This window comes from Lentibacillus sp. CBA3610 (assembly GCF_013373365.1).
In the GTDB taxonomy this organism is placed as follows: domain Bacteria; phylum Bacillota; class Bacilli; order Bacillales; family Amphibacillaceae; genus Lentibacillus.
Genome location: NZ_CP035925.1, coordinates 3092638 through 3103842 on the forward strand (window position 1 = coordinate 3092638; position 11205 = coordinate 3103842).

At 43.9% G+C, this 11205-nt stretch carries 11 protein-coding genes and 2 pseudogenes; 4 read left to right on the forward strand and 9 right to left on the reverse strand.

The features are described from left to right. Positions 1 to 21: 21 nt before the first annotated feature. From Len3610_RS21485 to Len3610_RS15210, 4 genes and pseudogenes are all read right to left on the reverse strand, one after another. Positions 22 to 447, reverse strand: a complete 426-nt coding sequence (locus Len3610_RS21485) for an FAD-binding protein (RefSeq protein ID WP_217994032.1) — start codon at positions 445 to 447, stop codon at positions 22 to 24. An 82-nt stretch (positions 448 to 529) separates the two neighbouring features. After that, positions 530 to 1687 (reverse strand): annotated as a pseudogene (locus tag Len3610_RS20310) (FAD-binding dehydrogenase). Between the two features lie 237 nt (positions 1688 to 1924). Beyond that, a complete protein-coding gene (locus tag Len3610_RS15205; RefSeq protein WP_176448710.1) occupies positions 1925 to 2338 on the reverse strand; it encodes a class I SAM-dependent methyltransferase in 414 nt (137 codons plus the stop codon). Then, the gene (locus Len3610_RS15210; RefSeq protein ID WP_369693593.1) at positions 2277 to 3167 is read right to left on the reverse strand and encodes an MFS transporter; all 891 of its coding nucleotides are present in this window, start codon (positions 3165 to 3167) and stop codon (positions 2277 to 2279) included. Before Len3610_RS15210 ends, Len3610_RS15205 begins: the two co-directional genes overlap by 62 nt. A 134-nt stretch (positions 3168 to 3301) precedes the next feature. Here Len3610_RS15210 and Len3610_RS15215 point away from each other — a divergent pair, with 134 nt between their 5' ends. From Len3610_RS15215 to Len3610_RS15230, 4 genes and pseudogenes are all read left to right on the forward strand, one after another. Continuing rightward, positions 3302 to 3487 (forward strand): H-type small acid-soluble spore protein, encoded by a 186-nt coding sequence (locus Len3610_RS15215; protein WP_176448711.1) that lies wholly within the window; start codon positions 3302 to 3304, stop codon positions 3485 to 3487. Between the two features lie 195 nt (positions 3488 to 3682). Further along, positions 3683 to 3862, forward strand: a complete 180-nt coding sequence (locus Len3610_RS15220) for an H-type small acid-soluble spore protein (protein WP_176448712.1) — start codon at positions 3683 to 3685, stop codon at positions 3860 to 3862. Positions 3863 to 3939: 77 nt separating this feature from the next. Further along, complete coding sequence (locus Len3610_RS15225) at positions 3940 to 4743, forward strand: CAP domain-containing protein (protein ID WP_255259647.1); 804 nt, start codon at positions 3940 to 3942, stop codon at positions 4741 to 4743. Positions 4744 to 4920: 177 nt separating this feature from the next. Then, positions 4921 to 6161: pseudogene (locus Len3610_RS15230) on the forward strand (dicarboxylate/amino acid:cation symporter). Between the two features lie 159 nt (positions 6162 to 6320). On the opposite strand, the gene Len3610_RS15235 reads toward Len3610_RS15230, so the two are convergent. The 5 genes from Len3610_RS15235 to Len3610_RS15255 all read right to left on the reverse strand — a co-directional run bounded on the left by Len3610_RS15235 (position 6321) and on the right by Len3610_RS15255 (position 11118). Next, positions 6321 to 6923, reverse strand: coding sequence for a TetR/AcrR family transcriptional regulator (locus Len3610_RS15235; protein WP_176448713.1), 603 nt, complete (start codon positions 6921 to 6923; stop codon positions 6321 to 6323). Between the two features lie 31 nt (positions 6924 to 6954). Next, complete coding sequence (locus Len3610_RS15240) at positions 6955 to 7770, reverse strand: glycosyltransferase family 8 protein (protein ID WP_176448714.1); 816 nt, start codon at positions 7768 to 7770, stop codon at positions 6955 to 6957. A gap of 624 nt (positions 7771 to 8394) precedes the next feature. Continuing rightward, on the reverse strand, positions 8395 to 8949 hold the full coding sequence (locus Len3610_RS15245; RefSeq protein WP_176449703.1) for a helix-turn-helix domain-containing protein: 555 nt from the start codon (positions 8947 to 8949) through the stop codon (positions 8395 to 8397). A gap of 413 nt (positions 8950 to 9362) precedes the next feature. Further along, on the reverse strand, positions 9363 to 10268 hold the full coding sequence (locus Len3610_RS15250) for a hydroxymethylglutaryl-CoA lyase (protein WP_176448715.1): 906 nt from the start codon (positions 10266 to 10268) through the stop codon (positions 9363 to 9365). Positions 10269 to 10503: 235 nt separating this feature from the next. Beyond that, a complete protein-coding gene (locus Len3610_RS15255; protein ID WP_176448716.1) occupies positions 10504 to 11118 on the reverse strand; it encodes an NUDIX hydrolase in 615 nt (204 codons plus the stop codon). Between the last annotated feature and the right edge of the window lie 87 nt (positions 11119 to 11205).

The window sequence follows — 11205 nt, forward strand, 5'->3', positions numbered from 1 at the left end:
GTGATTACTTTTCTTCACTAATCACTGGAGTTCACCCGCCAGCGCCCGTCCTGCTTGCCTGCCGGAAAACAGACAGCCACCCAGAAATGTGCCTTCCAATGCCCGGTAGCCATGCAGACCACCACCGCCAAATCCGGAGACTTCTCCGGCAGCGTAAAGACCGGGGATAGCCGCACCTTGTTCATTCAATACCCTGCCGGACAAATCCGTCTGCAAACCGCCTAATGTTTTACGGCTGAGAATATGCAGCCTGACAGCTATCAGTGGCCCATTTTTCCGGTCGAGCATTTTATGTGGCGCTGCCACCCGGATCAATTTGTCACCGAAGTAGGTGCGGGCTCCGCGCATTGCCGTTATTTGCAGGTCCTTTGTGAACTTATTATCCATCTCCCGGTCACGCGCCTGTACCTGCCGTTTGACATGTTCGATATCCAGCAGTTTCTTCACCTGTCAGTTTATTCATTACCGACGACCCAGATTTCAAATGTTATCGGCAATCACAAAAATCCTTCCCCATATTCTTAAACGCTCAAACCGGATCCGGAGCACCGGGCAAAACCACGGCTTCAATAAACTTTTTGATGTTCTGCTCGGTCAAGTCAGGATTTTGCTCTGACCCTGACAGCGCAAATTCCCGTTCGATAATGCCCTGTGTCAGTATAAACCACGAATAGCTGTAGCCCGTTTTTTGGATCGTTTCAAGCGTGCCAAGTGTATCGTATCCGGGGAAATTGGGGGCCGGTAACCGATGACCCTCTGCATCAAACCACAATGACGATGGTCCCGGCAAAATACGTATCCCATGATTAGGCCAAACGGGACTCCAATTTTTGATTCCCTCTGTGTAGTGCCACATGCCGATTCACCGGTTTGACGATCCGCCCGCCGGCTTGTTCGGTAAATGCAAGCATTCGTCCACAACATGAGCCGAACTTCCGGAAATCATAGCCTTAGGTGGCTCCCAGACGGCTTGGCCAGTTTCCCGGATCAAATCAAAGTTGGCGCCAATACCGCCGCTGGTCACCATTACTGCCTGTGCGCCATACTCAAACGTGTCGACAACTACCCTTGAACTTTCTTCTCCGCGCCCGACTGAACTTGGAGCAAGCACCGATCCCTCGACACCAGTTATCACACCATCTTGCATTAAAAGCTCATCAACACGGTGCCGCGGCAAATAATCGACCTTTCCATTTTTCATATGATCACGGACGCTCTGTTCAAATGGCTTCACAAGTCCGGGGCCTGTCCCCCAAGTAATATGAAAACGGGGCACCGAGTTGCCATGACCCTCTGCATCATAGCCGCCGCGTTCTGCCCAGCCGACAACCGGGAACATCTTCACCCCCATCTGACGGAGCCATTCCCGCTTTTCACCAGCTGCAAAGTCGACGTATGCTTCTGCCCATTGACGTGCCCAATGGTCTTCATCATCTTCACGGTCAAACGCTGCCGTTCCCATCCAGTCCTGCCATGCCAATTCTTTGGAGTCTTTAACACCCATCCAGCGCTGTTCCGGTGAATCAATCAGAAACAAACCGCCAAATGACCACCAGGCCTGCCCGCCGAGAGATTCTTCCGGTTCCTGATCCAGGAGCAGTACTCTCTTCCCCGCATCAGCCAATTCTTTTGTCGCAACCAACCCTGCCAATCCAGCTCCAACGACGATCACATCATGATCTGTCATGTTATCTTCCTTTCTATGTAAGGCATATTACTCTAACATTATTTTAATTTTTTCGAAAAGTCAATGCAGGGCTTAAGGATCGGAAATTAGCCAATTTCAAAACGGTATTCTCTTTCTTTTCGGTCTAAAAGGAACGCTCGGAGCTTTTTCTGCCCCGAATGTTTTCCTTCAGCTAAACCAGCAATATCATAAATTGACCGCCACAAGTAAGATAAGACGAACGGATATTAACATTATTTACTTCCGACAGATCGCTATTCCAAGCGGAAAATGCATATCTTCATCATGCTCAGCCGGCTTGATTAACGGCCCATTTTGAAAATAAAATGCTGACAACGTATAGTCCGGAAACAAATCCATAAACTCCTCAACGGTCAGCTGATGGACATGAAAAGGCGACCCGCACGGCTTGCCGCGACCTTTGCCAAACGGTGTCGACAGTATAAGGGTCCCGCCAGGCTTAAGCATATTAAACACATTGGCCAGAAATTGTTCTTCTTCTGCAACATGCTCAATCGTTTCAAAACTGACAATACAATCAAATTCGCCAAGCTTTTCCGGTAATGACGAATCTGTGATGTCGGCTTCTTTAAAAGTTGAATGAGGATGATGATAAGCACCCCGGGCATATTTTATAGGGAGATAACCCATTCGTATCAAAAATGGAAATGATATGAAACGTTATCCCGGTATTGATCATAGCCGGAATCCCCACACTAATCAGAATACCCCAGAAGGCCCACGTGCGCATCGCTTCTTTTAACGTCCAGTCCTCCTCAGATTCAGGGAGGGTCGTTCCCATGACCGGTTCGGCACCCTCGTCCTGTGACGATTTCAAACCATCCGGCTCAAGCCCCATCTGCTCCGGACGGTTACGGACACCAAACAACGCAAACGGAACAAACACCACTAAGAGCATCAGACCCCAGAACTGCCAGGCAGCCTGCCAATTCCATGTTTGGATCAGCCAAGTATTTATGATTGGAAAGAGCATGGCACTGATAAAGCTTCCCATCGTCATGAAGCTGAAGGCGCGGCCTCTTTTTTTCACAAACCATTGGGCGACGAGTGTATTCGGAATAAGCGACATCGTGCCCTGGCCCAATAAACGAACTAAAAAGAAACCAATCGCCAGCATAAACATATTCGTGACTATACTGTTAAAAAAGCAGGCGAATGCGAATATTGTCCCAACTGTGACCATCATAAATCGTTGGCCATACCGGTCAATAAACCGTCCGACAAACATCATAATCAGCCCGGCAATGAGTGTTGCAGTTGAATATAAACTGGAAACCTCTGTGCGCGACCAGCCAAAATCATTTATGTACGCATCAATAAAGGCCGAATTCGAATACGTCTGTCCGGGTCCTGAAAAGAAAATCCCCAATCCGCCGATAAAAACGATGAACCAGCCATAGTAAATCCTTTGAAATGTTTTTTTCTGCCAGTCAATTCTGCACCAACTCCTGAAAAGCATACATTTTACAGTCTAACGTCGATTTTACGGCAAACTTTAAACAAATACAATCTGTAAAATGGTTAATTCACCCTCGAATAATCGCTTCGAACCAGCAAAAAATAACCTTAAAGCCCATGTGAAAGGAGATTACGATGGATCAGGAACGCGCACAGGATATCATCAATTCCATAACCATGATTAACGTGAAATATCACGGCTTTCCTGTTTATTTAAAAGAAATAAACCCCGATCAGGAAACAGCAACCGTGTTCCCGCTTGATGAAATGGATCACGAACAAGACGTTGATTTGAATGGTTTGTTTGAAGATGGACCATAATTAAAAAGCAAATAAGTTCCATTGCATCAGCCAAAGCAGGATTTATGAACCGAAATTGGACTTTATCGACCGGATTTTAGATATGTGAGCCAAATTCAGTAAATATCAACTGAATTTTAATGTTATCAACCAATTAGGGTAATGGCCTAATTGGTTGATTAACAGCGACATCATTAACAAGGGAGGTGAATTTGATTGAATAAGCAGCGCGCAGAAGAAATTGCCCAATCAGCAGATATGAAAGATGTTACCTATAACGGACAACAAATCTATATCCAGCATGTGAACGATCAGAACACAGCCCGGATTTTTCCACTTAATGACCCTGAAAACGAATTTGATGCGCAACTGGCTAAGCTGAACGAAAGACTTTAGCAGCATGTCTGTTTTGCCGCACATTTCCGCCAATCATTATTGATGGGAGCGGAAAATTAAGCAAAAGGAGACTCCATATGAAGGCATTTAAAAACTTCTTCATTTTAATGGTAATTATCATGGTTTTAGGAGCATGCAACCTTAATGACAATGCTGCCGATAACCAATCCCGGACTGATGTGGATGATAATCAGCTGCCCATCTCTGCTGTAAAAACGGATTCATCGAGTGATGGGGCAGGTCCGGGCACTCAGAAAATCGGTTTTAATGAGGGCACAAACCATCCGAACGGTTTCAGACGTGAAAACCAAAACGATAACTTTGATGGTTTTAACGGAACAATGCGTAACCAAGGGCCACTCAGCGGTAACGCCCGTGACCCCGGCCGGGAACAGGATCAAGAACTACTAGAGCGAAACCAGCAAAGACAGGGCAGGTTACAGCCTGAACAAAACCAACCGGAACAACGGAACCAGCTAGGCCAAAATCAATCACAGCAAGGAGTGAGTGAGTATGCATCGCAAGTCATTCAGTTAACCAACGAAGAACGCAGCCAACACGGATTATCCGACTTGAAAGCCAGTAAACCATTAAGCCGGGTGGCGCGCAATAAATCCGAGGATATGCACGAAAAAAATTACTTTTCGCATACGAGTCCGACGTATGGCTCCCCGTTCAATATGATGAAAGAATTTGATGTTACGTTTGAGTCAGCCGGGGAGAATATCGCAAGAGGACAGCAATCACCAAATCAGGTTGTTGAAGCCTGGATGGACAGTGACGAACACCGTGAAAATATCCTGGATGAATCGTTCACCCATATCGGTGTCGGCTATACCGATGATGGACGCTATTGGACACAGATGCTCATTGAGAAATAATCACAAAGCCATGTTCACCGGAGCATGGCTTTCTGTATTTTGGATTAGCGAATCATTACTTTTGACAGAACAGTCCTGGAAAGATAATGTCTAATTATGAATTCTTATTAATTTTATCGGAATAGGGATCAAAAAATTTTGTACAGGATTACAAACTTTCAGAGGGGAGGTTACGAGATGAAGAGCATTTGGAGAGGATATATTGAGGCATCCTTGATTTCAAAAATTACAGTTGCACTTATTCTTGGTATTGCAGTCGGCCTGATTTTCGGGGAGGATGCAGCCGTATTGGCGCCGTTTGGGGATTTACTGCTTCGTCTCTTGCAATTTCTGATTGTTCCGCTGATATTATTCACACTGATTGTCGGGGTTAACCAGACAAAGCTGGGTGATCTTAGCCGTATGGGCGGAAAGGTATTTATCTATTACTTACTGTCATCTGCGTTTGCCATTATTGCCGGTATAGCCGTGGCCAGTATTTTCAACCCGGGAACAGGGATGACGCTGGATACAAGTGAAACATTTGAAGTCCCGGAAAACCCCGGGGTCGTCAGTGTTTTGTTAAGTATTGTCCCCGATAATATTATCACAGCGTTCAGCGAACTGAACTTGCTGGGAATCATTTTTACGGCAATAGCATTCGGAATTGCAATTTCCGCACTCAGGTCATCCGAGTCACACAAAGAACTGGGTGAAACGGTGTTTAAAGTAACTGATGGATTAAATGAAGCTACCTTGCGTATCATGAAGGCTATTATTCAGTACGTGCCGATCGGTATTTTTGCCATTATTGCTGAAGTTGTCGGCAATCAGGGTGCTGATACATTATTGGAATTAGGAAGTATGATTGGCGTTCTTTTTATATAGCGTTGATTGTTCAAGTCATGTTTTATGTCCTTGTCATGGTCTTATTCAAAATCAATATTAAGGATTTTTTCCGGCATGGACGCACACCGATGATTACAGCGTTTGTAACACAGAGCAGCTCCGGTACATTGCCACTTACGCTCAATGCCGCCAGAGGCCTGAATCTGCCGAAAAGTCTGTACGGATTCAGTTTACCACTCGGTGCAACGGCCAACATGGACGGAGCTGCCATCCGTATTGCCGTATCAGCTGTATTTGCCGCAAATGTGATTGGTGATCCGCTAAGCTTTGCAGAAATCGTGCAAGTTGTATTGATCGGTACATTGGCCTCAGTTGGTACAGCGGGCGTACCTGGTGCAGGCATCATCATGATCGCCACCGTATTCGCACAATTGGGTCTGCCAATGGAAGCTGTCGGGTTATTGACAGCAGTTGACGTCCTGGTCGGCATGGGATGCACAGCTGTAAATGTTACCGGTGACCTTGCTGGAACAAGCATTATCAGCAAGACTGAAAAATCACAGGAAAATGAGCAAATAAGTGCGAATTAACGTAAGACCATCTCCTTGAATTAGGGGGTGGTCTTTCCTTTTAAAGCTAACTATAAAAATTCGGATGATGTTTCCAATACAGAAATCGGCTAACTCGCCGATTTCTTCCAATCCGACTTCTGACCTCTGGCATCTAAAAAACCCGGACAGCGTTTTTTCTTATTGATAAAGTCCTGTTTTGAGCAAGTTCATTTCAATGTTGAAATGATACATGGCCTCTTCGTCCGATAAATTACGGGCAAATTTTTCTGCAAAATTACGGACGACAACAGATGTGAGAATTTGCATCACGTAGAATAATTCCCTATCATCTGAAATGTTCAGCTTTCGTTTATCAATCAATGAGCTGACTTCCTTAAATTGTTCATTGGTTTTTTGATCATTGAAAATCCTTGTAAATGCATCCTCTATTTTATACGTCATATTCAAAAAGGCATTTCTCATGAAATCGAGGTTTTCATCTTTCGTAATAACCACTTGAAAAAAACCTGTTATGGCATCAACCAGATCACCATCCCGTGTTTTTAGCAAGTCTATAAAGATCTCTTTTCGTTTGAATGAAACATCATCCAACAGGAAGAAGAAAGCATCTTCTTTATCATCAAAGTATTGATAAAAACTGCCTCTTGGTATGTCTGCTTCTTTTACGATATTGGAAATGGAAGCTTCGTATAGCGGCACTCTCGAAAACTCCATTTCAACAGCACTGATTAACGTTTGTTTCTTCTCCTCCGGTAAATTATAAAATGTCTGCTTCGGCACCTGTTCTTCCTCCTGTTCTTCCATAATGGGGTTACCTTGCTTGAGCGAAAGCCAGTTTTTCATAGTGTTTGTATAACGCGTGAAATTTTCCACTGTAGCGTTTTTTCCATGGCTTTTTCTTGCCGCAAAAGTGAAGGATCACAGTGTGATGAATAATATAATCCATATCACAGACGCCGTTTGATTTATTCTTATAATGGCTGTAAAACCGCGTATCGTAATTGTACAACGTTTCATCAAGGTTCTTTATTTTCTTAGAGTAAAGAGCATTTAAAACATCCTGATCCGGCATGATTAATCTGGCACGATTCTTTTCCACAAATTGATAAATTTCATGTTCGTCAATCTGCTGCCGCTGCTCTTCCAGATTCATCAGCAGCACACCGGAGTTATAGTAGGCATCAATGTTATAGGGTGTCAGTCTGATCTTATTCACTTCATTAACAGACACCTTATTATGATAGGCCGCTGCAAACAGGTAATCCGTTAAATCAGTTTCATAAAGTTCCCTGATTGGATTAATCACCAATATATCCGGATCAAGATATAAAATACGATCCAGCGTCTCAGGTAAAAATTTGAAAGCGAGGAGACGATAATACATTTCTTTCGTGTAATAGGCGTGTGCCGGCGCATCCTTAAAGTAGTCATCCGCAACGTAAACAGGTTTCAGTTCACTTCCATGCCTATCAATGTACTGGGTTAAATCATCTAATTCTGATTGTTCAATACTTGAGTGCATGAGATAAATGGCAAACGTCTCATCCTGATTGTTCAGAAACATTGATTGTAGGGCAACCTTTAAAGGCCTGATATAGTTGGCGTCCAATGCGACCAGTATATTCAACCTGATTCACCCCCTTTTTCTGAGATGCTGCAGGTTACTGTTATTATATGAAATTTAGGGAGTTTACATGAGACATCTCTTTTACCTGCGCCTGAACACATTATTTCCTGTTTTGCTCTTCTAATGTTATTACTTTCTGTCCGGTCTTTTGCAAAGTTCGGCATCAATCCCTTGCATTTGCAGTATGGACCAGGGCGTTTTTAATTTTTCTTCATAAACTCTGTTGCCATTTGTCAACGTAGAAATCTCACTCCCAAAATGTGACATTGCGTCATTCACTCCAATTACTATAATAAATGACACCATGTCACGCGTCAACCGGATATGACACGATGTCATTTTGTTGTCATAAGATTGTAATGAAAAAGCAAAAAAAGGTGATTTAATGATATTATCGCGCGAAAATCGGGTGATGCTGCGCGAAATTGGGGCATCGCCGCGCGAAATATCGGATTGCTGCGCGAAATCCTGCCATCGTCGCGCGATTTCACCCTTTCCTCGCGCGAATGAGCACATTTGCCGAGCGTGCTGCACTGTGTAAATAAATCCATAAAAATACCACAGTGACGGGTACTGTGGCAGCCATGAAATTTATTCTTTTTTATCCTTTAAGACGGGAAGTGCTCAATCATCAATAAACACCGTCAAGACCTTCGCGCCATCATTATCGACCGGCATAAACAAGTGAGGTTTAACACCTTTAAAGTGGCCAGTGTCGCCTTTTTCCATATAATGCTTTTCCCCGTCATAATAGAGCTCAATAGCACCTTCAACAATGTATATGAATTCATCCTGAGTATGGGTATACGGCTCATGCCGCACATTAAAATCCTTCGGGGTGACGTGAACAATGGTTGGCTCAATCCGTGAAAAGCGGGAGCGATTGGCAAGCAGTTCAAGCGAATAACCCATATTTTCATCGTCAGCACTGATACGCCTTTCCGCTTTCGGCAGCACAACAAGATCTGTTTCAGGATGCCCGTCCAATACCCAGGAAAGCTGAACATCCAACGTTTCTGAGATTTTAGATAATGTGGCAACCGCAGAAGATGTCTGCCCATTTTCTATTTTTGATAACAAGCTTTTGGAGATACCGCATTGATCAGCTATTTGCTGTTGTGTATGTTTACTTTTTAAACGGGCTTGTTTTAATTTTTGACCAATATTTTGAAGATCTATAGTAACTCGCTCCTTTCACCTTACTCGTGTACAAGCTTCTTTATCATAGAATAGATGAATTTTTCCGATATGGCAACAGGTAGCCTGTTCATGATGTTTATGACTTTTTTCTAATCTGCAGCGATTACAGGTCAATCTACAGCGAAAATTACAGCGATTTTATGTGAATCAACAGCGGATTCGGGCCAAATATGCAGCGTCTTGCCCGAAACTACAGCGAATTCATCTTGATCTACAGCGTTTATTTACATTAATTCTCATATCATTTAGCATACGATCTTATGTTAAGCTCTTTTGAAAGACTCTCAGGCTAAGACTTTATCAGTGATCAATTGAAATATAAAAACCCCCACCCGATGACCGGTATCCGACCGGGGGTGAGGGTTCTTTGCTTTCTATTATTTAAAAAAGATTCAGCTCTGGCTTGCGGCATACGCCAATGATTTGCTGGGCAACACTTTTCCGAGTTTATTTTGAATAAATAGTGCTGCTTCCTGAAGTTTCGTCTCATCCATTCCGGTTTTAACGCCAAGACCATTTAACAGATACAACACATCATTTGTTGCCACATTGCCGGCTGCTCCCGGTGCATATGGACAGCCGCCCAGACCGCCGATTGCACTGTCAAAACGGGTTATCCCGTGTTCCATTGATCGCATGATATTAGCGATGGCCATACCGCGTGTATCGTGAAAATGCATAATAACTTTTTCGCTCGGAAAACGGTTAAGCACTTCGTCAAGTAACTGATCCACCTGTGCCGGAACCGCTGTGCCTATCGTATCACCAAGGGAAATATCATCGACACCGAATTCGATGAGCTGTTCGCAAACATGTACGACCTGTTCAGGCGTGATTATTCCTTCATACGGACAATCAAATACCGTCGAAACATATCCTGTCACATGTTTACCTGCATCTTTTGCTTCCTGAATCACTTCCTGCAGTACCGGATACGTCTCATCGATTGATTTATTAATGTTTTTCCGATTATGCGTCTCACTCGCCGACATGAAGACAGAAGCCCCGTCAATTCCGGCTTCAAGCGCCAGATCCAAACCTTTCATATTTGGAACCAGTGCCGAATAGCGGACATCCGGGTTTCGCTTGATCCTTCTCCCGACCTCATGCGCATCAGACAATGCAGGGACCCATTTTGGATGGACAAAGGATGAATACTCAACTTCCTTCACACCCGATTCAGACAGGGTGTTTATCCAATGAATTTTATCTGCCGTCGAAATCCGCTGCTTTTCATTCTGCAGTCCATCACGCGGCCCCACTTCCTTGATCTGCACAAACTCCGGCCAACGTTCCATATACAGCCCTCCTTTAAATTTCATTGCACACCATAGACACGTTTCAAGAGCATATTGAATACGCTTACAATGATTAAAAATAATTAAAGGTTACTTCTATAAATTCCCTTGTCTTTGCTATATAGTATTCAATTCAGTTTCTTTTGATTCAACATTGTTGAATCAAGTATATAATAAAAATTCCCAAAATGTCAAATTTGGGAACAGTTAGTAACTCATTCTCTGAATTTTTCATTCAACGCAGCATGTCAACAAAATGGGAGAGGACTTTTGCCGTCAGACCCCAAATGACTTTCTCCTGATAAATATAAAAGTACTCATGAATTTGGCTGGTGCGCCAATTGTAATTCTCACCACCGGGAATCAGCTCCAGTGGAAAGGATTCGTCCGGCTGAACCTGTATATTCACATGATGGATATCCGGATCCGTCTCCAGGAAAAAAGACAATGGCACCGTAAATATCTCATCGACTTCTGACGGGTTGGGATCGAACTGTTCATCCATCCTTATCAAACCAACATGAGGGTAAACTATCATACCAAAGGGTGTAACCATGAAATCAAGCGGGTAAACATCCGAAATCAATCCTTCGCTGATACCCAACTCCTCTGTCGTTTCTCGAATAGCTGCCGCCTGAACGTCCTTATCCTGTGCATCGACCCGCCCACCCGGAAAGCAAATTTCACCCGGCTGGCGCCTCATCGTTTCCGACCGCACCTCAAAAAGCAAGTGCAGCTCGTCCTCTTTCTGAACGAGGGGCAACAGAACAGCGGACTTCATAAATTGCTCATGTCCAAGTACTGTTGGCATATGACGTTTAACTTTGTCCGTGATGCGCTCCAAATCCATTAAACCACCTCAACCCTCAACCTTGCTTAATTATACTATAGCAGAAGACATTGCTTTGTATAAACTAAATGCTCCTTCTCTGACAGA